At 71.9% G+C, this 20,039-nt stretch carries 21 protein-coding genes and 1 tRNA gene; 10 read left to right on the top strand and 12 right to left on the bottom strand.

All coding sequences use genetic code 11. The features are described from left to right. Positions 1-260 precede the first annotated feature (260 nt). The 4 genes from BGK67_RS04000 to BGK67_RS03985 all read left to right on the top strand — a co-directional run bounded on the left by BGK67_RS04000 (position 261) and on the right by BGK67_RS03985 (position 3,622). Positions 261-464 carry a cold-shock protein gene (locus BGK67_RS04000; RefSeq protein ID WP_069918587.1) on the top strand — a complete coding sequence of 68 codons (204 nt, stop codon included), beginning with the start codon at positions 261-263 and terminating at the stop codon, positions 462-464. A 309-nt stretch (positions 465-773) separates the two neighbouring features. Next, on the top strand, positions 774-2,321 hold the full coding sequence (locus BGK67_RS03995; protein WP_069918586.1) for a DEAD/DEAH box helicase: 1,548 nt from the start codon (positions 774-776) through the stop codon (positions 2,319-2,321). 68 nt (positions 2,322-2,389) lie between these two features. Next, entirely contained in the window at positions 2,390-2,701 is a 312-nt protein-coding gene (locus BGK67_RS03990) for an SCO5918 family protein (protein ID WP_069918585.1), read from the top strand. A 582-nt stretch (positions 2,702-3,283) separates the two neighbouring features. Continuing rightward, positions 3,284-3,622: a MerR family transcriptional regulator gene (locus tag BGK67_RS03985; RefSeq protein WP_069918584.1), complete on the top strand. Its 339-nt coding sequence runs from the start codon at positions 3,284-3,286 to the stop codon at positions 3,620-3,622. Between the two features lie 109 nt (positions 3,623-3,731). Here BGK67_RS03985 and BGK67_RS03980 read toward each other — a convergent pair whose 3' ends face one another. The 6 genes from BGK67_RS03980 to sigK all read right to left on the bottom strand — a co-directional run bounded on the left by BGK67_RS03980 (position 3,732) and on the right by sigK (position 9,631). After that, positions 3,732-4,565: a hypothetical protein gene (locus BGK67_RS03980; protein WP_069923612.1), complete on the bottom strand. Its 834-nt coding sequence runs from the start codon at positions 4,563-4,565 to the stop codon at positions 3,732-3,734. A 71-nt stretch (positions 4,566-4,636) separates the two neighbouring features. Continuing rightward, positions 4,637-5,095, bottom strand: coding sequence for an LIC_13387 family protein (locus BGK67_RS03975; protein WP_069918583.1), 459 nt, complete (start codon positions 5,093-5,095; stop codon positions 4,637-4,639). A 66-nt stretch (positions 5,096-5,161) separates the two neighbouring features. Further along, complete coding sequence (locus BGK67_RS03970; RefSeq protein ID WP_069918582.1) at positions 5,162-7,279, bottom strand: MMPL family transporter; 2,118 nt, start codon at positions 7,277-7,279, stop codon at positions 5,162-5,164. 175 nt (positions 7,280-7,454) lie between these two features. Next, positions 7,455-8,102 (bottom strand): L-threonylcarbamoyladenylate synthase, encoded by a 648-nt coding sequence (locus BGK67_RS03965; protein WP_069918581.1) that lies wholly within the window; start codon positions 8,100-8,102, stop codon positions 7,455-7,457. 195 nt (positions 8,103-8,297) lie between these two features. After that, positions 8,298-9,047, bottom strand: a complete 750-nt coding sequence (locus BGK67_RS03960) for an anti-sigma factor (RefSeq protein ID WP_069918580.1) — start codon at positions 9,045-9,047, stop codon at positions 8,298-8,300. Next, complete coding sequence (sigK, locus tag BGK67_RS03955; RefSeq protein ID WP_079154546.1) at positions 9,044-9,631, bottom strand: ECF RNA polymerase sigma factor SigK; 588 nt, start codon at positions 9,629-9,631, stop codon at positions 9,044-9,046. Before sigK ends, BGK67_RS03960 begins: the two co-directional genes overlap by 4 nt. 376 nt (positions 9,632-10,007) lie before the next feature. On the opposite strand from sigK, the gene BGK67_RS03950 reads away from it, so the two are divergent. Together BGK67_RS03950 and BGK67_RS03945 are read left to right on the top strand one after the other, a co-directional pair. Beyond that, positions 10,008-11,603 carry a molybdopterin-dependent oxidoreductase gene (locus BGK67_RS03950; protein WP_069918579.1) on the top strand — a complete coding sequence of 532 codons (1,596 nt, stop codon included), beginning with the start codon at positions 10,008-10,010 and terminating at the stop codon, positions 11,601-11,603. 83 nt (positions 11,604-11,686) lie between these two features. Continuing rightward, a complete protein-coding gene (locus tag BGK67_RS03945) occupies positions 11,687-12,334 on the top strand; it encodes a fasciclin domain-containing protein (RefSeq protein ID WP_069918578.1) in 648 nt (215 codons plus the stop codon). 87 nt (positions 12,335-12,421) lie between these two features. Here BGK67_RS03945 and BGK67_RS03940 read toward each other — a convergent pair whose 3' ends face one another. The 3 genes from BGK67_RS03940 to BGK67_RS03930 all read right to left on the bottom strand — a co-directional run bounded on the left by BGK67_RS03940 (position 12,422) and on the right by BGK67_RS03930 (position 14,873). Continuing rightward, positions 12,422-13,066, bottom strand: coding sequence for a class I SAM-dependent methyltransferase (locus BGK67_RS03940; protein ID WP_069918577.1), 645 nt, complete (start codon positions 13,064-13,066; stop codon positions 12,422-12,424). 65 nt (positions 13,067-13,131) lie between these two features. Beyond that, on the bottom strand, positions 13,132-13,737 hold the full coding sequence (locus BGK67_RS03935) for a hypothetical protein (protein WP_069918576.1): 606 nt from the start codon (positions 13,735-13,737) through the stop codon (positions 13,132-13,134). 284 nt (positions 13,738-14,021) lie between these two features. Next, on the bottom strand, positions 14,022-14,873 hold the full coding sequence (locus tag BGK67_RS03930) for an MBL fold metallo-hydrolase (protein WP_069918575.1): 852 nt from the start codon (positions 14,871-14,873) through the stop codon (positions 14,022-14,024). Between the two features lie 62 nt (positions 14,874-14,935). Between BGK67_RS03930 and BGK67_RS03925 the strand changes: the two genes are divergently transcribed. Continuing rightward, the gene (locus BGK67_RS03925) at positions 14,936-15,388 is read left to right on the top strand and encodes a winged helix-turn-helix transcriptional regulator (RefSeq protein WP_069918574.1); all 453 of its coding nucleotides are present in this window, start codon (positions 14,936-14,938) and stop codon (positions 15,386-15,388) included. A gap of 200 nt (positions 15,389-15,588) precedes the next feature. Here the strand turns inward: BGK67_RS03925 and BGK67_RS03920 are convergent, their stop codons facing one another. Next, positions 15,589-16,548, bottom strand: a complete 960-nt coding sequence (locus BGK67_RS03920; protein ID WP_069918573.1) for a helix-turn-helix domain-containing protein — start codon at positions 16,546-16,548, stop codon at positions 15,589-15,591. Between the two features lie 123 nt (positions 16,549-16,671). Between BGK67_RS03920 and BGK67_RS03915 the strand changes: the two genes are divergently transcribed. From BGK67_RS03915 to BGK67_RS03905, 3 genes are all read left to right on the top strand, one after another. Beyond that, a complete protein-coding gene (locus tag BGK67_RS03915) occupies positions 16,672-17,706 on the top strand; it encodes a saccharopine dehydrogenase family protein (protein WP_208948648.1) in 1,035 nt (344 codons plus the stop codon). 66 nt (positions 17,707-17,772) lie between these two features. Beyond that, positions 17,773-17,846 (top strand) — tRNA-Met (locus BGK67_RS03910). A gap of 95 nt (positions 17,847-17,941) precedes the next feature. After that, the gene (locus BGK67_RS03905; RefSeq protein WP_167739541.1) at positions 17,942-18,307 is read left to right on the top strand and encodes a hypothetical protein; all 366 of its coding nucleotides are present in this window, start codon (positions 17,942-17,944) and stop codon (positions 18,305-18,307) included. Here BGK67_RS03905 and BGK67_RS03900 read toward each other — a convergent pair. Continuing rightward, positions 18,304-18,912, bottom strand: coding sequence for a GOLPH3/VPS74 family protein (locus BGK67_RS03900; protein WP_069918571.1), 609 nt, complete (start codon positions 18,910-18,912; stop codon positions 18,304-18,306). The two genes, BGK67_RS03905 and BGK67_RS03900, sit on opposite strands and share 4 nt — an antisense overlap. 63 nt (positions 18,913-18,975) lie before the next feature. Further along, positions 18,976-19,959, bottom strand: a complete 984-nt coding sequence (locus tag BGK67_RS03895; protein WP_069918570.1) for a helix-turn-helix transcriptional regulator — start codon at positions 19,957-19,959, stop codon at positions 18,976-18,978. Positions 19,960-20,039: the final 80 nt, after the last annotated feature.

Here is a 20,039-nt window from a genome sequence, read left to right as displayed (position 1 = left end):
GTCGGAGGATTTGACGGACCCCGCGGAGAGATTTTCTCCCTCGACGCGCTGGGCGGAAATATCCGACGTACACAGAGGGCTGCGGCGTGCTACTGTCGATCTCGGTTGCAGTTTTGGTACCCAAAAACTTCAAGCGCTTCCCCGGCCTCGCGCCGCAGGACGCGCTTCGTATTTCCGGTCATTTCCGGTGGGGCATCATCGCGGCGACACGGTGTCCGCACGGTGTGGATGCTGCTGTACTGCCCCAAAGGAGATATGACATGGCTACTGGCACAGTGAAGTGGTTCAACGCGGCCAAGGGTTTCGGCTTCATCGAGCAGGAAGGCGGCGGCGCTGACGTGTTCGCCCACTTCTCGAACATCGCCTCCCAGGGCTTCCGCGAGCTGCTCGAAGGCCAGAAGGTCAACTTCGACATCGCGCAGGGTCAGAAGGGCCCGACGGCCGAGAACATCGTTCTCGCCTGACGTTGACGCGTAGTTCGTAGCTGGGGCCCGCATCCCTCGGGGTGCGGGCCCCAGCTGCACGCATTTCCCGCAGTGGTTTCACCTGCGGGAACGTGGATTTTCCGGGATGCCGCCCCTTTCGGGCAGCGCCCCACCGATGTGACGGATTCACTTCCGAGTGGCATCACCCATTTCAGCGATTGCGCCGGCACGGCTTATCCGTGGGTCACGTCCGCTGTCGCATTCCATTCGGCTCGTTCTCGTGATTACCTGCGCTGCTTTTCCGCTGCGGGAATTCCTTGATACGCGCCGTATCAAGGAAGGTTCTGCATGAACCCCGTACGTACGAACAACCGTTCCTCCCGCAGCCGCACCGGCGGCCCTGCTTTCGGCTCGGGATCCGGCGCCGGTTCGGGTTTCGGTTCGGTCCGGGGCAGCCGCTCCGGTTCGTCCGCACCGAGCCGTTCGTCCGCCCCGAGCCGTTCCGGGGGCCCGAGCCGCTCGGGCGGCGGCTACGGCCGCCGGACCGCCTCGGTGCAGGGTGAGTTCGCCCTGCCGAAGACGATCACACCCGCGCTGCCCGCGGTCGATGCGTTCGCCGATCTCGACATGGCCGCGGAACTGCTGGCCGCGCTCGGGACCCAGGGGCTGTCGGTGCCCTTCCCGATCCAGGGCGCGACCCTGCCGAACTCCCTCGCCGGCCGTGACGTCCTGGGCCGCGGCCGTACCGGCTCCGGCAAGACCCTCGCCTTCGGCCTCGCGCTCCTGGCCCGCACGGCCGGACGGCGCGCCGAGCCGCGTCAGCCCCTGGCGCTGATCCTCGTCCCCACTCGGGAACTCGCCCAGCAGGTCAACGACGCCCTCGCCCCCTACGCCCGCGCCGTGAAGCTCCGGCTGGCCACCGTCGTCGGCGGGATGTCGATCGGCAAGCAGGCGGTCGCCCTGCGCGGCGGCACCGAAGTCGTCGTGGCCACCCCCGGGCGCCTCAAGGACCTCATCGACCGCGGCGACTGCCGCCTCGACCAGGTCGCCATCACCGTCCTGGACGAAGCCGACCAGATGGCCGACATGGGCTTCATGCCGCAGGTCACGGCGCTCTTGGACCAGGTGCGTCCGGAAGGCCAGCGGATGCTGTTCTCCGCGACCCTGGACCGCAACGTCGACCTCCTGGTCCGCCGCTACCTGACCGACCCCGTCGTCCACTCCGTGGACCCCTCGCAGGGCGCGGTCACCACGATGGAACACCACGTCCTGCACGTCCACGGCACGGACAAGCACGCGACCACCATCGAGATCGCCGCCCGCGACGGCAGGGTGATCATGTTCCTCGACACCAAGCACGCCGTGGACCGCCTCACCCAGGACCTCCTCAACAGCGGGGTCCGTGCCGCCGCCCTGCACGGCGGCAAGTCCCAGCCCCAGCGCACCCGCACGCTGGCCCAGTTCAAGACCGGACACGTCACCGTGCTCGTCGCGACGAACGTAGCCGCCCGCGGCATCCACGTCGACAACCTCGACCTCGTCGTGAACGTCGACCCGCCGACCGACCACAAGGACTACCTCCACCGCGGCGGCCGCACCGCCCGCGCCGGCGAGTCCGGCAGCGTCGTCACCCTGGTCACCCCCAACCAGCGCCGCGAGATGACCCGCCTCATGGCCGCGGCCGGCATCGTCCCCCAGGCCACCCCGGTACGTTCCGGCGATGACGCGCTCCACCGCATCACCGGCGCACGGACCCCCTCGGGCGTCCCCGTCACCATCACCGCTCCGGCCTCCGAGCGGCCCAAGCGCAGCAGCTCCTCCCGCGGCCGGCGCAGCCCCGCTTCGGCGGCCCGGCGCGTGGGTGCGCGTCAGACCGGCTACAACGCGGCGGCCTGAGCCGGCCCTCGCACGCTGAACCGCCTCGCCGCGGTCGGACCATCCAACTCTTCTCCCTGTGAGGCACCATGCGCTGCGTCATCGCCCGCTTCCCGTTCGACCTGACCAAGAACGGCGTCCTGGAATCGATGAAGGGCGTCAAGCCCGAGGAAGTCACCGGTGAGTCCGTGATCATCGGCCGCCGCCACTACCCCGTCAAGCAGGTCGGCCAGGTCATCACGCGCCAGGACCGCCGCGACTTCAGTGCCGGCGAGGTCGTCCGCGCCATGACCCAGCTCGGCTTCACCTGCCGCGGCCTGCCCATGGTCGCGCCGCCCGCGCGCGTCCTCAGCCCGCTGCAGCACGCCTCGGCGATGCTGGGGACACCTGCGGCCGTCTGACCGGATGACCGCGGGGCACGGCGCGAGCCGGCACCCGTACAGCGAGGAGGGCCCGACCGGCACACGCCGGTCGGGCCCTCCTCGCTGTACGGGGCCTTTTTGCCCCGGGTCGGCCGCGCCGGTACCGCTCTCCTCGGAGCCCTCAAATCTATCGCGGCCAGAGTAGACATTCATCGTCGGCATGGTTATGGTTTCTCTCGTAGCTGAGAACACAACAGGGTCTGGCAGAGACGAACTGCCGGGCAGTAGTACGCGCAGTCGCAGTTCGCAGAAGAGCAGTACCAGCAGTACGCAGTTCCCCGTTTGGCAAGCAGTTGATCACCGAGGGAAGAACGGAGGAGCCGAGCGCCATCAGGATCGCCCGGGCGGAAGTCTCGAGCCCGGGTACCGCAGGACATCGATAGTGAGGTGGTCCACGGTCAAGCAACCGCGATCCCCGCGTCTCCGACACGAACTCGGTCGGGTCCGCGGAAACAGCAGGCCGGCGCAGTACCAGAGCCGGTAGATGGTGTAGTAGTTCCTTCGGGGCCCTGGTGCCGTACGGCGCCAGGGCCCCTCCACGCGTTCCATGAGAGAGGTTCAATGACAGCAGACGACTCGTTCGGCCGTCTCGACGACGACGACTATCCCGCCTACACCATGGGCCGGGCCGCCGAGATGCTCGGAACCACCCAAGGCTTCCTCCGCGCCATCGGCGAAGCCCGCCTCATCACCCCGCTCCGCTCCGCCGGCGGCCACCGCCGGTACTCCCGCTACCAGCTGCGCATCGCCGCCCGCGCCCGGGAGCTCGTCGACCAGGGCACCCCCATCGAGGCCGCCTGCCGCATCATCATCCTCGAAGACCAGCTCGAAGAGGCCCAGCGCCTCAACGCCGAATACCGCCGCGCCGCCGAATCCCCCGGCCCGTCGGCCTCGGCCTGAGTGGTGGAAGTCGCAGTCGACGCCCGGCGGCCGGGGTGCGGAACGGGCGTGGTCGGCGGATACGGAGAAGGTGACCTCTCGGGCCTCGTACCCCCGGAGTCCTGCCGTTTCAGGTACCGGCGGCCCGGGCCGAGCGGAGTTGCGTGCGGAGGTCGGGCAGTCGGGCGCAGTCTTCAGCAGTGGCCGAGCCCTCGCCCAGGGCCAGGAGCGACAGGAGCTGCACCGGCCGGCCCGCTGTGGCCGCAGCCTCCAGTTCGTGGTGGCCGTCGAGGAGGAAGTGCGTCAGGCCCCAGTGCCGGTAGTAGTCGGCCGACAGGTCAAGGGCGGGTTCGCACACGTCCAGCGTGGAGACCGCCACAGCCGTCGGGGCCGATCCTCGGGCCATGCTCTCCGCGTGCTCTGCGACGCGCTTCCTGTCGTTCCACGTCGGCGGGACCATGGGCACGATGAACTCGTAGAGGTGAGCGCACGCGTCGACTGCGGTCTCGAAGGTCCGGTAGTACGGGGTGCGCGGGTACTCGGGGAGGCCCCAGAACTGGTCGACCCCCCACGTGGCCACCTGCTCGCCGCTGTAGTAGTCGCCCCCCTTGCCGGGGATGGTCAGGCGGGGTTCGACGCGCAGCAGCATCGGAAGGTAGTCGCCTTCCGGTGGCAACGCGCCGAACGCATCGATCACGCCGCCGTCGTCGCCCGGGCCGGGCAGCGTGCCGCTGAGCCGCTCCCGCACGTGCTCCAGCGACAGCGTCTGCCTGCCGGTCTCCAATCGGCGGAACAGGAACGGGCAGGTCCCGCACCAGGAGCTGAGTTCGAAGGCGGGTTCCCCGTCGACCACGAGCAACCTGCGCCCCATCCGTCCCCCGGCTCGCGTCGGCTCCGTCTCGAAGCGCAACCGCGCCTCAGGGCCGGGCACGCCGAGCCTGCGCGGCTCACCCCACTTGATCATCACGGCTTGGCCGTAGGGGACTGCGGGAAACGGCGCCACCGGCTGACAGGCGCGGTCCGGCGAGGCTCAGGTCACGGGTTCGCCCGGCGCAGGGACATCGCGAAGGCGCAGCTGGTCACCGCGAGGACGGCGATCGGGGGCGGCGGCAGGAAGAGGGCGGATATGGCCAGGCCGGCGAGGGAGACGGCGAGGAGGGTCCAGCCGAAGGCCGTGCGTCGCTCGACCAGGGACGGGGAGTGCCGGGCGGCGAACAGGGCGAGGAGTGCGCAGGCGATGACGAACAGGGCCATGACCGAGCTCATGCCGTTGACGACGTCGAGGGTGCTGCGCTCAAGACCCAGCAACGTCATGCTCGATGCCCGCATGGCCGCCGAGGAGGCTTCCTGCTGCGGGGTCGGGTCGCCCCAGGCCGCGGCGGCGGCAAGGGCGAGGTGACCCGTGGCCAGCAGCACGAGGCCGCCGGCACCCACCCTGAAGGGCCGCAGCGCATCGGGCTTGTTCCTGGGGGTGGAGGGGGCGTAGGCGCTCATCGTGACTCCTTGGAAGTGGGCCAGATCGCCCTCTACATCCGTAGAGGGTGATCGCTGGCCCGCACTCTACACCTGTAGGGGCGCTCGCGGCGGGGTCCCGGGGTCGCTGCGGGCCAGTGCGCTGGGCCACCACGCGCGCGGCCCGATGTCGATGACCAGGGCCGGTACCAGCAGGGAGCGCACGACGAGGGTGTCCAGCAGTACGCCGAAGGCGACGATGAACGCGATCTGGACGAGGAAGGCCAAGGGGATCACCATCAGCGCGGCGAAGGTCGCGGCGAGGACCACGCCGGCGGAGGTGATGACCCCGCCCGTGGTGACCAGCCCGCGCAGGACGCCCTGGCGGGTGCCCAGGGCGAGGGATTCCTCGCGGACGCGGGACATCAGGAAGATGTTGTAGTCGACCCCGAGGGCCACGAGGAACACGAATCCGTAGAGCGGTACGGAGGCGTCCGTACCGCTGAAGCCCAGCACGTGCTCGAAGACCAGCGCGGACACCCCCAGCGTGGCGAGGAAGTTGAGACCGACCGTCGCCACCAGCAGGACGGGCACGAGCAGCGAACGCAGCAGCGCGATCAGGATCACCAGGATGATGCCGAGCACGACCGGGACGATCACGGCACGGTCGCGCGCCGAGGTCTGCTGGGTGTCGAACTGCTGGGCCGTGTAGCCCCCGACCAGCGCGTCGGCCCCCGGCACCGCGTGCACCCCCTCGCGCAGCCGTTGGACCGTTTCCTTGGCCGCGTCGCTGTCGGCAGCCGCCTCCAGCGTGGCGTCCAGGCGCACCCGGCCCTCCACGACGAGCGGAGCCCCCGCGCCCGGCCGCCCGCCCTCGGTGGCGGGCAGCACCGCGGCGACGCCGTCCGTCCGCTCGGCGGCCGCCCGTACCTCGTCCGCCCGCCCGGCATCGGCGATGATCACGGCGGGGTTGCCCGAGCCGCCGGGGAAGTGCCGGGCCAGGGTCTGCTGGGCGGCGACCGAGGGCGCGTCGTTGACGAAGATCTCGTCCAGCGGTACGCCCTTGGACGACAGGGCGGGGGAGAACCCGGCCAGCACCACGAGCAACAGGGCAGTGGACACCCACACCCGCCGCGGCGACCGGTCGATCAGCCCGGCGATACGGCGCCACACGCCGTGGCCCTCACCCTCGGCGTCGTCGGCCCGGGGCATGGCGGGCCAGTAGGCGGCACGGCCCAGCAGGGCCAGCACGGCCGGCAGGAAGGTGAGGGCGGCGAGCACCGAGCAGACGATGCCGATCGCCCCGACCGGCCCGAGGGCCCGGTTGTTCGTGAGATCGCTCGCCAACAGGGCGAGCAGGCCCAGCGCCACGGTCGCCGCGCTGGCGGTGATGGCTCCGGCCGACCGGCGCACGGCCGCCAGTGCCGCCTCCGTACGGTCGCCCCGTCGGGCGAGTTCCTCCCGGAAGCGGGCGGCCAGGAGCAGGGCGTAGTCGGTCGCCGCCCCGATCACCAGGATCGACAGGATGCCCTGGACCTGGCCGTCCACGCGGACCGCGCCCCGGTCGGCCAGCGCGTAGACCATCGCGCAGGCCAGGCCGAGTGCGAACACCGCGCTGACGATGATCACCAGGGGCAGCAGCACGCTGCGGTAGACCAGCAGCAGGATCAGCAGCACCGCCCCGAGCGCCACCCCGACCAGCAACCCGTCGATGCCCGAGAACGCATCGGAGAGGTCCGCCTGGCTGGCTGCGGGACCGGCGATCTGGACCGAGGTGCCCGGCACCCGCTCCGCCGCCTGCCGGACCTCCTCCAGGACCGCCGGGAGTTCCTCGCCCAGATCCGGGGCGAGCGGGACGACGGCCTGGACCGCCCGGCCGTCATCGGAGACGAGGCCCGGTGAGGGCGTGCCCGCGATCCCCGGCTCCCCGACGAGGCCCCCGACCGCCCGCGTGGCCGCTTGCTGCTGCTCGGAGCTCATCGCCGCCCCGGCAGCCGACCCCGACCACACCACGATCGCCGGGACCGACTGCTCCTTCTCGAACACCTTGCGGGCTTCGAGCACCTGCGTCGACTCGGCGCTGCGCGGCAGGAACGCGGCCTGGTCGTTGGTGGCGACCTCGCCCAGCTTCCCCGCGTACGGTCCGAGCGTCCCGCCGATCCCGAGCCACACGAGCAACAGCGCGAGCGGAACGATCCAGCGGGCCCAACGCGGCGTGTTCTTCAAGTGAGCCCCTTGGCGGTGAGTTCAAGCCGGCCGTGAAAGAAGGTCGATCGTCGAGGGGCCGGCCGGCCCCTCGACTCCACTTCTGGCCGACCGACCGATCCGGATGCACTGGGGCATCACGGCCGTGGGGCTGCCACTGCCCCACCAGGGGTCGCGGACCGGACCGAGGCGGCGCTCAGCTGCGCTCGGCCAGGTCCGGAACGACCGTACGGAGTTGTTCGGCGGTCAGCGCGCCGGCCCGGACCAGGGTGGGGGTGGGGCCCGTGACGTCCACGATCGACGAGGGCACGAGGGCCGCGCTCGGTCCGCCGTCGAGGTAGACCGCGACGCTGTCGCCGAGCATCCGCTGGGCGGCGTCGCAGTCCTCCGGGGCCGGCCGGCCGGTGAGGTTGGCGCTGGACACGGCCATCGGGCCGGTGTCGTGGAGGAGTTCGAGGGTGAGGGGGTGGTGCGGCATGCGGACGGCGACCGTGCCGTGGGTGTCTCCGAGGTCCCACTTCAGCGTCGGCTGGTGCCGGGCCACGAGGGTGAGCGCGCCGGGCCAGAAGGCTTCGACGAGCTTCCGGGCGATGTCGGGGAGGCCGGTGACGAGGTCGTCCAGGGCGTCGGGGGAGCCGACGAGGACGGGCGAAGGCATGTGGCGGCCCCGCCCTTTGGCGTCGAGCAGAGCCGCGACCGCCCGCGGGTCGAACGCGTCGGCGCCGATGCCGTAGACGGTATCGGTGGGCAGCACCACGAGCCCGCCGGATCGCACGGCTGATGCGGCGGCGCGCAGGCCGGCCATACGTTCGGATGTCTTCGAGCAGTCGTACCGCTCTGCCACGGCTCCGCCCTTCGGTCTCGGTGGTTTCGGACGCGGACCCCGACTCGGTCCCGGTCCCGGTCCCGGACTTTGTCCCGGTCCCGGTCCCGGACTTGGTCTGGGTCGCTCGGCGGCATCGTACGCAGTGCCCGCGACCCGCTGTGCACCTTCACCCGACCGGGGCGGGCCCGGTGTTGATTTCAGCCGAGTGGGTGATCACGTTGGCAGGGCCATGAGCAGCAGGGGGGCCGTGGTGGGCTGGGGGGATCCTCCGGCCGGTTCGAGGGTGAGACCGACGGCGCCGGCGTCGGCGCTGTTCCCGTCGATCAGGACGGTGCCGTCCTGGTGGATGAACCCGGCCGGACGCATGGTCCCGTCGTGGTCCAGCCACAGCTGGTACGTCTTGCCCGCGGTCGGGGCGGGCAGGCCGGTGGCGGTGAAGACGGCCTTGTTCCGCCGGTCGGAGGCGACGACGGCGGCGAAGGCTCCGTTGCTGGTCCGGCCGTGGGCGGTACGGGCGTCCGGGGCGGCCAGGACGGTGCTGACGGCGTCCATGCGCTGCTCGCTCTGCCGGGCCCGCTGCTCGAGCTGCCGGTTCTCCTGGTGCTGCCGGGCGGCGAGGCCGGCGAACGACGCGGCGGCGGCCAGGCTCGCGGCCAGGGCCACGGGCAGGGCCCCGCGCCGCAGCATCCCGCGGAAGGCGGCCGGGGTGGCCGCGGGCACGCGGGGCGGGAGCCGGCGGACGTGGTCGACATCCGCCATCGTCCGCTGCTTCATCGAGGCGGGCGGCGCCTGGGCGGTGGCGGCTGCCAGACGCGCGGCGGTGGCCTGGAAGTCCGCCACGTCGTGCCGGCAGGCCTCGCACTCGGCCAGGTGTACCGCGAACTCCTCGCGCTCGGCGGGATCGAGGGAGTTCAGCGCGTATGCGGCAGCGAGGACATGGATGTCGGATGCGTGGTGTTTCATGTGGTCACCCCCATGCAGTCGCGAAGCCGGATCAGCCCGTCGCGCATGCGTGTCTTGATGGTCGGAAGCGGCGTGCGAAGCGTCTGGGCGACTTCACGGTAGGTCAGCCCCTGGTAGTAGGCCAGGGTCACGGCCTGACGCTGGAGTTCGGTCAGGCCGCGCAGACAGCGCCGTACCTGCTCGCTCTCCAGCCGGGTCTCGACCTGCTCGGCGACCTGGTCGAACGCCGTCTGGTGCTCGCGGGCGGCCTGGGCCTGGTCGCGGTCGGCGGCTGCCTGGGCGGAGCGGACGCGGTCCACGGCGCGGCGGTGGGCGATGGTCGCCGCCCAGGTGCTCACGCTGCCCGCGTCGGGCCGGTAGCGGGCGGCCTGCCGCCACAGGTCGATCATGACCTCCTGGGCGACCTCTTCGGACTGGGCCCGGTCGCGCACGACCTTGACCACAATTCCGAAGATCATGGGTGCGAGGGCGTCGTAGAGGACGGAGAAGGCCTGCTTGTCGCCGTGCGCGACCTTCTGCATGACCTCGGCGAGACCGGTGTGGCTGGAATGACCGGTGGCGCCGAAGGGGAGCGGTTGGTTCACCGGCCGGGCTCCGGCTGGGGCGGCCAGGCGAAGGGGCGGGCGGCGTCGGCCGTCCGGGAGCGGGGTGTCCATCGCATAGTGGTCCTTGTCGGTCGAGCGTGGCCGGACGGCCACCGTGGGGTGGTGCCGGTCCACAGCCGCTGGGGGTGTCTGCGGGTTCTTCGTAGCGGACGTGCGTGCGGATGGGTGGGCATTTGGTCAACGGGAGAGCCCCGGTCACCCTGATCGAGACAACCGCACCGGTGCGCCGGTCGCCCCGCAAAGGGCAAGGTGAGCACCCCGAGGACCTGCTTGCCGCGGGGCGAGGGAGTGACGAACAGTCGACTCCTCCGGGTGGCAGACCAATCCGCCGGGCGGGTGCCACCGAACCCCGGGTGTGAGCAGCTTCCGCACCACCATCGACCGCACCGCCAGTTGCGGACTGGCCGGGCTTCTGGCCGGGTTCACCGCGCTGGCCGCCGCCGAACTGGTCGCCGGCCTGGTGCGGCCGGCCGCCGGACCGGTCACCGTCGTGGGCGGCGCGGTCATCGACAGGACTCCGGCCGCGGTGAAGGACTTCGCGATCCGCGCGTTCGGAGAGAAGGACAAGCTCGTCCTCCAGCTCGGCATCCTCCTGCTGCTGGCCCTGTTCGCGTTCTTCCTGGGCGTTCTGGCGGTGCGGCACCGGCGCGTGGCCGCGGCCGGGGTCCTGGTGTTCGGGATCGTCGGCGCTGCCGCGGCCCTGAGCAGGCCCGACTCCGCGGGTGGTGGTGACGCGCTGCCCGCCCTCGCCGGCGCCGCGGCCGGTGCCGCCGTGCTGTACGTCCTGGCGGGTGGAGCGGGTGGAGCGGGTGGAGCCGCCCCCGCCGGCCCCCCGTCGGGTGATGCGGGCACCGGGAGCGGGTGGAGCCGGCGGGGGTTCCTCACCGCCTCGGCCGTGACCGCCGCGGCCGCCACCGGGGCCGGCCTGCTGGGACGCGTGCTGGCCGGGCAGCGCGGCCAGGGCGCCGTTGCCTCCCGTAGCGGCCTCACCCTGCCCGCGCCTGCCTCACCGGCTGCGGCCGTTCCCTCCGGAGCGGAGCTGAAGGTGCCGGGGATCAGCGGGTTCACCACACCGAACCGGAACTTCTACCGCGTCGACACCGCCCTCGTCACCCCCAAGGTCGATGCCGGCGCCTGGCGCCTGCGGATCCATGGCGAAGGCGTCTCCCGGCCCCGCACCTACCGCCTCGAAGAGCTGCTGGCCCGCCCGCTGATCGAGCGCGACATCACGCTCACCTGCGTCTCCAACGAGGTCGGCGGCCCCTACGTCGGCAACGCCCGCTGGCTCGGTGTCCCCCTGGCCGGCCTGCTGGCCGAATGCGGGGTCAGGCCGCCGTCGCAGGGCGGCAAGGCCGATCAGCTGGTGGCCCGCTCCGTGGACGGCATGACCCTCGGCTCCCCGGTCGAGGACGTCATGGACGGCCGGGACGCGCTCCTCGCGCTCGGCATGAACGGCGAACCGCTCCCCTTCGACCACGGCTTCCCCGTCCGCATGGTCGTCCCCGGCCTCTACGGCTACGTCTCCGCCTGCAAGTGGATCGAGGACATCGAGCTGACCACCTTTGACGCCTACGACCCGTACTGGGTCCAACGCAAGTGGGCCCGGCGGGCGCCGGTCAAGACCCAGTCCCGCATCGACACCCCCAAGCCCTTCGCCCGTCCCGCCGCCGGCACCGTGATGGTCGCCGGCGTCGCCTGGGCCCAGCGCCGCGGCATCACCCGCGTCGAGGTCCGTATCGACGACGGCCCCTGGCAGGACGCCGAGTTGGCGGCCGAGGACACCGTCGACACCTGGCGGCAGTGGTCCTACCGCTGGCAGGCCGCTCCGGGCGGCCACACCATCGCCGTCCGCGCCACCGACGGCACCGGCCAGACGCAGACCGAGCAGCGCGCCCGCACCGTCCCCGACGGATCGAGCGGCTGGCACAGCGTGTTCGTCACCGTCCCCTAGACCACCGGACCGCGCCTCACCGTCCGGCGCGGGTCCGGAAGAAACACCCCAGAGAACCGAACCGAACCCCCTCAAGGAGAACCATGAACAACACGAAGGTCCGCCGTACCGGGATCGCCGTCGCCGCAGCCGTCCTGCTGCCCTTCGCACTGGCAGCCTGCTCCGACTCCTCCAGCGACACCTCGGCCGCTCCCGCCGCGACCGCCGGCGACTCGGCCAACACCGGCGAGGCGCCGCCTGCCGACTCGGTGACGGCCGACGAGCCCTTCGGCCCGGCCTGTTCCGGAGTCCCGAAGGAAGGCGCGGGCTCCTTCGACGGCATGGCCGAGGACCCGGTCGCCACCGCCGCCTCCAACAACCCGGCCCTGTCCACCCTGGTCACCGCGGTCAAGCAGGCAGGTCTCGTCGACACCCTCAACAACGCCGAGAACATCACCGTCTTCGCCCCGACCAACGCGGCGTTCGCGAAGATCCCGAAGGCCGACCTCGACAAGGTCCTCGCCGACAAGGCGATGCTGACGAAGATCCTCACCTACCACGTCGTCGGCCAGAAGCTGACGCCGCGGCAGCTGGACAACGGCACCTTCGCAACCCTGCAGAAGGGCATGGTCACCACCAAGGGCTCGGGCGAGGCCTACAAGGTCAACGGCAGCGCCTCGGTGGTCTGCGGCAACGTCAAGACCGCCAACGCGAACGTCTACATCATCGACACCGTCCTGATGCCGAAGTAGCCGCGCGGTAGCCCCACCCGCGCCCCCGCATGTTGCCCGGCACCCCTCCGGAGGGAGGGGTGCCGGGGGAGCCGTGGCCCGGGGGTGCTACCGGTCCTGCGCCTGCATCAGCAGGTGACCCCGGCGAAACCGCTCCCCTTCGCGGGGCTCGCGCAGCATCCGGCCGACTTCGGCGAACCCGGCCTCGCCGGCCAGCCCGGCGAGGTCGTCGATCGGCCATCGGTAGGCCGTCGTCACCTTGTGGTCGAACGCCGCCACGGGCCCGCCCCCGGACTCGAAGAAGCCGAGCAGGAGGATGCCTTCGGGGGCCAGGACCCGGCGGAACTCGGCGAAGTACGAGGGTATTTCCCGCGGGGCGGCATGGATCACCGAGTACCAGGACACGATGCCGCCCAGGGTGGCGTCGGCCAGGTCCAGGGCGTCCATCGAACCGACTTCGAAGCGCAAGTCGGGGTAGGCCGCACGGGCAAGGCCGATCATCACGGGGGAGACGTCGACTCCGAAAACGTCCAGTTCCAGGTTCCGCAGGTGCGCGGTCAGATATCCCGGGCCGCATCCCAACTCGGCGACGGGCCCGGCAGCGGCGTCTCGCGCGAGCTCGGCGAACGCCGCGAGGACCGCGCGATCCAGCGGAAGGTCGTCGAGGGAGTCGCGAACGAGATCCGCGTAGAGAACGGCGACGGCGTCGTAGGCGTCCGCCGTCGTACGGAGGTGCGAGGGGAGTTCGGTCACAGGAGACGACCATAGAGCTTCCGCGAGGGGCTCCGGTGACCGGCCGTCGGACAGGTCCTGGGCCATCAGGGGCGCAAACCGGCCTGCCTGAGTGCCACCCGGGACAGCTCGCCGATGACCTGCTCGTCTCCGCGGCGCCAGGCATCGGCGAGACCCCCCGGCGGGACGGCGACCGCGGCGAGGTCGGCCACCGGCCCGGTCAGGGCACGCAGGGCGAGCAGGTCGGCACCGCCGGGAGCGTCGACAAGGCCGCGGATCCGGGCACTGCGCCGGATCCAGCGCACGCGCGGGGGAAGCCAGAGCGCCAGCACGAACAGCACCGAGGCGACGATCAGGCCGAACGCGGCCAGGTCGGCCACACGGCTCACCGTGTCCTGCATCGACTGCCCGGCCTCGGAGAACCCGTTGCTCGCCTCGGCCGCGGACAGCAGCGGCTTCTTCAGGATCCCCCCGACGAGCGGCACGTTCGAGGCCGCTTCGCCCGCGTCGCCGAGGCCGGAGGCAAGGCTGCCGCCCGCGTCCTCCACCTTCCGCCCCGGCTCGGCCAGCAGCATGATCCCCTCGTGGACGGCCAGCGCGAACCTCACCGCGGCCGCGACCAGGACCACGGCGATGAGGTCGGCGAGCACCTGTCGCAAACGATGTGCTCGGGTCTGGGCGTAGAGGCGCATCTGCGTGCTCCTGTTCCGGCGGCGACATCAACGGACAAGACCGGTCTGCGACCGGGGGTGAGGCACGACAGCCGTGACAGCAGGCCACGGCCCACCGCCCGACCGTATGCGGAACCTGCCCCGTCCGGGCCGGTTCACATACCGTCGCCGCCCGGCAGGTCCGCCTCGACGTCTCCGGCCGAGGTCGCCGACGCACCGCTGGTCTGTGGACGCCCCCTCGAAGCCGGTCGCTGATCTCTGATCCTGTCGGGCACGGCGGCTTGCTCGAAGGGGCGGGTGCAGGCCTACCCGTGCCCCAGGGCGCGTTCCATCTCCCAGGGATCGTGCGCACTGAAGACCATGACCTCTCGCGCGTGCTCGCTGCGCAGTGCACGCAGTCGGTCGCGGGCGGCGACGCGGGCGGCGGCATCGGTCTGTGCGCCCTGCTGGATCGGATCGAGGACGGGGTGGGACAGGGGCGGCGTGTGCTCCACCTCGCCGTGGTGGAAGTACGCGTCGCCCGCGTGGAGCAGCCACCTCCCGCCACCGTCGCGGACGGCGACGCCCGCGTGCCCCGCCGAGTGACCCGGCAGCGGTACGAGCAGCAGCTCGCAGCTCAGACCCTGCGGGCGCGCCACGCCCGGGAAACCGAACCACTCCGTGTGCTCGTCCACGCGCGCGGGGGTCAGCAGCGGGCCGTGCGCCCGGTGGGCCGGCATGAACCGGTCGAGGCTGTGGCGGTGGTGCGGTGCCCCGGTGTCGGTGACCGCCCGGTACTCCTCCGGGTGGACGTGAACCCGTGCGTGAGGGAAGTCCGGCAGCCCTCCGGTGTGGTCGCGGTGCAAGTGGGTGAGCACGATGTGCCGTACGTCCCGCGCCGTGTACCCGAGACGCACGACCTGCCGCAGCGCGCTCTCCTCCGGGTCCGGCGAGGGCTGGGCGTAGGCCACCCAGTCCGCGCCCAGCGTCTCTTCGGGGCGCTGCCGGTCGGCGGTACCGAGGCCGGTGTCGACCAGGATCAGCCCGTCCGAGTCCGTCTCGATCAGGAGGCAGTGGCAGACCGCGGCCAGTTCGCGGTGAGCCGTACCCGCGGCGAGCTGCTCGCCGAGCGGTGGAATCTTGCGGAGAGAACCGCAGTTGAGGTGGTGGATGCGCATCGAGCCCCCTGAAGGCGAAACAGGCGTGTGGTCGTTCGCAACGGACGTTAGGAGCAGCTTTCGTGACTCACCAAACGGTTGGCCACGCACACCCCGGTGACAACGGCGGCCCGCTGGCGGACTGCCCCGAAAGCGCCCTCGTTCCGCCCGTCCAGGATCCGCACTGTCCCGTCGACATCACCCTGGCCGTCCTGGGGGGCCGCTGGACCCCGCTGGTGCTGCGGGAGTTGCTGCGCCGCCGGCAGGCCACGTACTCCGAGCTGTCCGCCGCCCTGCCGGCCCTCTCGGACAAGGTCCTCTCCGACCGGCTGACCCAGTTGACCGGTGCGGGCGTCATCGAGCGCCATCGCACGCCCGGCTGGCCTCCGCGGGTCCGCTACGTCCTGACCGCGCAGGGCCGGGCGCTGGAGCCGGTGGTGCGGAGCATGTGGGAGTGGGGCACGGCGCGGCGGGAGGCCCACCACGAATCGGCGGACCCGTGGGCGGGGGCTCTGACGCCGAGCGACCATGAGTGAGCGTGATCGCCGGCGTTCGTAGGCCCCCAGACGATCCGCCCGCCAGTAGCGCACAAAGGGCGCCGGGGCCGGCCACGATGTCGGGGGCGGCTCCCTGCCGGCCCGATCCTCGTCGGCCGCGGAACGCCGGTCGCCACCGTCGGTCAAGCCCTGCGCTGATCGGCGAACGGTACGCCCCAGCCAGCTGGCCGCCCTGTTCCCTACGCCTCGAACCGAGGGCGGGTGTGGGAGCGGAAGGTGCGGCGGTAGGTGTCCGGCGGGACGCCCACGGTCCGGTGGAAGTGCCGGCGCAGAGTGGTGGACGTGCCCATGCCGGTGGCCGAGGCGATGGTGTCGACGGTCTCGTCGGTGGTCTCCAGGAGTTCCTGGGCGTGGCGGATGCGCTGGGCGTGCAGCCACTGCAGCGGCGTGGTGCCGGTCACCGACCTGAAGTGGCGGCCCAGATGGCGCGAACTCATCCGCGCCTGGCGGGCCAGGTCCTCCACGGTGAGCGGTTGGTCCAGCCGCTGGAGGACCCACGGGAAGAGATCCGTCAGCGGGTGGTTGCCCGGGGCGGGGACGGGAGTGGCGATGAACTGGGCCTGCCCGCCGTCGCGGTGGGGTGGTACGACCAGCCGGCGGGCGATCCTGTTGGCGTTCGCCGCGCCGTGGTCGAGGCGTACGAGGTGCAAGCACAGGTCCATGGCCGCGGCCTTGCCGGCGGAGGTGAGCACGTCGCCGTTGTCGACGTAGAGGACGTCCGGATCCACCGTGACGTTCGGGTGGCGCCTGGCCAGTTCCCCGGTGTGCGCCCAGTGGGTCGTGGCGCGCTTGCCGTCCAGCAGGCCGGCGGCGGCCAGGACGAAGGCCCCCGTACACAGGGAGACCACGCGGGCTCCCGCCGTGTGGGCCGCGCGCACCGCGTCGACGAGGTCCGTCGGCGGGTCCACGTCGGTGTCGGCCCAGCCCGGGACGATCACGGTGTCGGCGTGCGCGAGGTGGTCGAGCCCGTGGTCGGGCTCCAGGCGGAAGCGGTCGACCCGCACGGCGCTCGTTCCGCAGAGCGAGAACTCGTACCAGGGGTCCACGATGTGGGTCAGGTCGGAGCCGAAGACCTCGATGGCCATGGACAGCTCGAACTGCAGCATGCCGTCGGTGACGGCCAACGCGACGGTATGCATGTCCGAAAGTGTATGGGTCATGTCGTTCCAGACACTCGTGCGGGGTGGCCGTTCCTCGTCAGGATGTCCATGACGGCCGGCGGCGAACCGGCTGCGGATCAGCGAGTGCGGGGGAGCGACCTCATGGGATCGGTTCAGACGGTGGCGGTGTTCGGTGCGTACGGGCACACCGGGCGGTTCGTGGTGGCGGAGCTGGTGAAGCGCGGGTACGCCCCGGTCCTCTCCGGCCGCGACGCCGACAAGCTGAACGCGCTGGCGGACGAGACCGGGCTGGAGGTTCGGGTCGCGTCGGTCGACGACCGGGCCTCGCTCGACCGCGCCCTGGCCGGCACCGCGGCCGTGATCAACTGCGCCGGGCCGTTCGCCTCGACGACCGCCCCGGTGATCGAGGCGGCCCTGCGGGCCCGGATCCCGTATCTGGACGTGGCGGCCGAGATCGAGGCCAACCTCGACACCTTCGCGCACTTCGCCGACCGGGCCCGCGGGGCCGGGGCGGTCGTCGTCCCCGCGATGGCCTTCTTCGGCGGTCTGGGCGACCTGCTGGTGACGGCGGCGATGGGCGACTGGACGAAGGCCGACTCGGCGCACATCGCGTACGGACTGAGCAGTTGGCACCCCACCACCGGGACGCGCCTGTCGGGAGCGGTCTCCCGCGAGCGGCGCGGGGACCACCGCCTGCGCTACGTCGGCGGCCGGTGGGAGCACCGCACCGACGCCCCGCCCACCCTGGACTGGGCCTTCCCGGAGCCGATGGGTCCGCGTCCGGTCATCGGGGAGTTCACGATGGCCGACGTCGTGACCGTACCCAGCCACCTGTCCATCCCCGACGTGACGACCTACATGACGGCCCAGGCGGCCCGCGACGTCGTCGCCCCCGACACGTCCGCGCCGGCCCCGGCCGACGAGAGCGGCCGGTCCGACCAGACCTTCCTCATCGACGCGGTGGTGCGCTTCGGCGACACCGAACGGCGAGCCGTCGCACACGGCCAGGACATCTACGCCGTCACCGCACCCCTCGTCGCGGAAGCGCTCGAGCGCGTCCTCACCGGACGCACCCGTGCGGTCGGGGTCGCCTCGGCGGGAGAGATGTTCGACGCCCCCGATTTCCTGGCGGCGCTGTCCCCGCACATCACCTGGGTGGTGCCGGACGCACGGTGAAGCGGGGGCGCCGGGGGAAAAGTGGCGAAGTCCGGGCCGGGGGTGCCGTAGGGTGGGGGTTGTCGACGCGGGGTGGAGCAGCTCGGTAGCTCGCTGGGCTCATAACCCAGAGGTCGCAGGTTCAAATCCTGTCCCCGCTACTGCTCGGAAGGGCCCGGATCCCCACAGGATCCGGGCCCTTCCGCTGTCGCGCCAGCAGATCGGTGACGTGACTCGGGCGGCTGCCGGTCGGCACGTGCGGTGGCACCGCGAACATCCGGTGGTCTCGGTCTCGCTCCAGAACGGCGGCGTCCCCCGCGCCGAGAGCGCGGGGCAGCGGTACGTCCTGGGCACGGACGACCTGTGCGTCTTCCACGAGCTCACGTCCCGCGTCTACGGCTGGTCCGGGTACGCGGATTCCAGACCACCACCGTCGACATGGAGTACCTGGTACGCCGTCTCCCGGCGCCAGTTGCACGTGGTCCTCGGCCGGGCCGGCATCAGAGCCCGCGTTCGCCGGACCGGCGGTCCACGGCCCGTCGGTGCGGCGGCGGGCCTCGGTGCGGCCCAACCCCTCCCGGTCCGGTCCCGGCCCGGGTCCGGCCGGGCGGTGTGGGCCTAGGGGACGCGCCACACGTTGGCGAAGGCCGCGTTCTCGATGGCGCGCCGCTGGCGTACCGCTTCCAGTTCCATCACGGCGTCGTTGACGGCGGCCAGCACGGTCGTCACCGCTTCGCCGTCCGGGGCGGCATCGTCCTCGGCAGCTTCGGAGCGGGGCATGCCGATGGCCGCGGCGAGGGCCCCGAGGACGGGCTCGCCCTCCTCCCAGCGGCTTTGCGCGAGACGCCGCGCGGGCGTGTCGACGAGCTCCATGCGCTCGTCCCCGAGGTTCAGGAGCCCGCGCCGGGTGCGCGTCAGCAGGCCGTCCTCCTCGAACGCGGCCTGGTAGCCCGCTGCCAGGTCACGTCCCCTGCGCCACAGCCAGTCCTCGACGTGTTCGTACGGCGTCTGCCGGACGAGCGCCGAAGCCGCGTCGCCGAGCAGCCGGTCGTCCGGGGCCGGCTGCGGGCCCGGCACGATGAGATCGCCGTCCAGGTCGACGGCCCGCGCATGCAGCAGGTCGATCAGTTCGGCACCGGCGAGGGACAGGGACAGGTCGCCCTGCCCCACGGAGCGCTCCGGCTGGGGCGCCATGGCAATCGTGAACAGGTCTTTCGCCGTGGTCATGGACGGCTCCCTCGTCATCGGCCGAACCCGCGTCCCGTCGCGGGGCGGGGTGCGGATCAAGTATCACTCCTGGGCGCGGGACGAGTCCTCGTATCGGGCGGCCATCGCGGCGGCGCGGTCGCGCAGGGACGTGCGCAACGACCGCGGGGCCAGGGCTTCCGCGTCCGTACCGAGCTGCCACAGTGCCCATTCGGCGTGCCGGGAATCCTGGAAGGTCACCTCCAGCCGCAGCCGGCCGTCCGCGTCGGGTGCTTCCGCGCGGACCGCCGACGCGGTGTCCAGCAGCTCCTCCCGCCGGGCCGGGTCCACCCGTACCAGCACGGTGATGTGGCCGTCGGACAGGAACCGCGCGGAGCGCTCGCGCCAGATCCGGTCCAGGTCGACCCGGTGCGGCCGCTGTGCCGTTTCGGGGAGCTCCTCGGCGGCCAGGATCCGCGACAACCGGTAGGTGCGGTCCGCGCCGGAACGCGTGGCCAGCAGGTAGCCCCGGTCGCGGACGGTGACCAGCCCGATCGGGTCCACCGTGCGCCACCGCGGTGCCCGGCCCGTGGCCGCGTAGTGGATGCGCAGCTTGTGTCCGGCGAGCACCGCGCGCCTGACCTCGATCATCGTGGAGCCGGGTACCTCCTCGGTGACCAGCCGACGCGACAGCAGATCGGTCTCCGGGTCGACGAGGAAGCGCTGGGCCGCGTCGCCCGCGGAAGCCCGGTGGCTCTCGGGCAGCGCGTCGACCACCTTGCGCATGGCCGAAGCGAGCGCGGAGCCGAGGCCGAGTACCCGCTCGCCGCGCCCCGCTCCGGCGGTCAGCAAGGCGAGGGCCTCGTCGTGGTTCAGTCCGGTGAGCTCGGTCCGGAATCCGGGCAGCAGCGCGAAACCGCCGTGCCTGCCGCGTTCGGAGTAGACCGGGACACCGGCGGCGGACAGCGCCTCGATGTCGCGCAGCACGGTGCGGGTGGAGACTTCCAGCTCGCGGGCGAGCGCCTGCGCTGTCAGTCGACCGTGCCGGCGCAACAGCAGGACCAGTGAGACCAACCGGTCGGCGCGCATACGAGAACCCTATCGGAATACATGACAGAGGGTGTCGTGATGGGTTGCGAGGCTCGTGGAGCGAGGTCGAAGCCGGTGCC

This window comes from Streptomyces subrutilus (assembly GCF_001746425.1).
In the GTDB taxonomy this organism is placed as follows: domain Bacteria; phylum Actinomycetota; class Actinomycetes; order Streptomycetales; family Streptomycetaceae; genus Streptomyces; species Streptomyces subrutilus_A.
Note: the sequence above shows the minus strand (reverse complement) of the source record. Positions and strands in the feature narration are given on the sequence as shown.

Excerpts from the sequence above, each read along its gene's own strand:
- BGK67_RS04000 (WP_069918587.1), top strand. The coding sequence starts at position 261 with ATGGCTACTGGCACAGTGAAGTGGTTCAACGCGGCCAAGGGTTTCGGC.
- BGK67_RS03995 (WP_069918586.1), top strand. The coding sequence starts at position 774 with ATGAACCCCGTACGTACGAACAACCGTTCCTCCCGCAGCCGCACCGGC.
- BGK67_RS03990 (WP_069918585.1), top strand. The coding sequence starts at position 2,390 with ATGCGCTGCGTCATCGCCCGCTTCCCGTTCGACCTGACCAAGAACGGC.
- BGK67_RS03985 (WP_069918584.1), top strand. The coding sequence starts at position 3,284 with ATGACAGCAGACGACTCGTTCGGCCGTCTCGACGACGACGACTATCCC.
- BGK67_RS03980 (WP_069923612.1), bottom strand. The coding sequence starts at position 4,565 with ATGATCAAGTGGGGTGAGCCGCGCAGGCTCGGCGTGCCCGGCCCTGAG.
- BGK67_RS03975 (WP_069918583.1), bottom strand. The coding sequence starts at position 5,095 with ATGAGCGCCTACGCCCCCTCCACCCCCAGGAACAAGCCCGATGCGCTG.
- BGK67_RS03960 (WP_069918580.1), bottom strand. The coding sequence starts at position 9,047 with ATGAAACACCACGCATCCGACATCCATGTCCTCGCTGCCGCATACGCG.
- BGK67_RS03945 (WP_069918578.1), top strand. The coding sequence starts at position 11,687 with ATGAACAACACGAAGGTCCGCCGTACCGGGATCGCCGTCGCCGCAGCC.
- BGK67_RS03935 (WP_069918576.1), bottom strand. The coding sequence starts at position 13,737 with ATGCGCCTCTACGCCCAGACCCGAGCACATCGTTTGCGACAGGTGCTC.
- BGK67_RS03930 (WP_069918575.1), bottom strand. The coding sequence starts at position 14,873 with ATGCGCATCCACCACCTCAACTGCGGTTCTCTCCGCAAGATTCCACCG.
- BGK67_RS03920 (WP_069918573.1), bottom strand. The coding sequence starts at position 16,548 with ATGCATACCGTCGCGTTGGCCGTCACCGACGGCATGCTGCAGTTCGAG.
- BGK67_RS03915 (WP_208948648.1), top strand. The coding sequence starts at position 16,672 with ATGGGATCGGTTCAGACGGTGGCGGTGTTCGGTGCGTACGGGCACACC.
- BGK67_RS03900 (WP_069918571.1), bottom strand. The coding sequence starts at position 18,912 with ATGACCACGGCGAAAGACCTGTTCACGATTGCCATGGCGCCCCAGCCG.
- BGK67_RS03895 (WP_069918570.1), bottom strand. The coding sequence starts at position 19,959 with ATGCGCGCCGACCGGTTGGTCTCACTGGTCCTGCTGTTGCGCCGGCAC.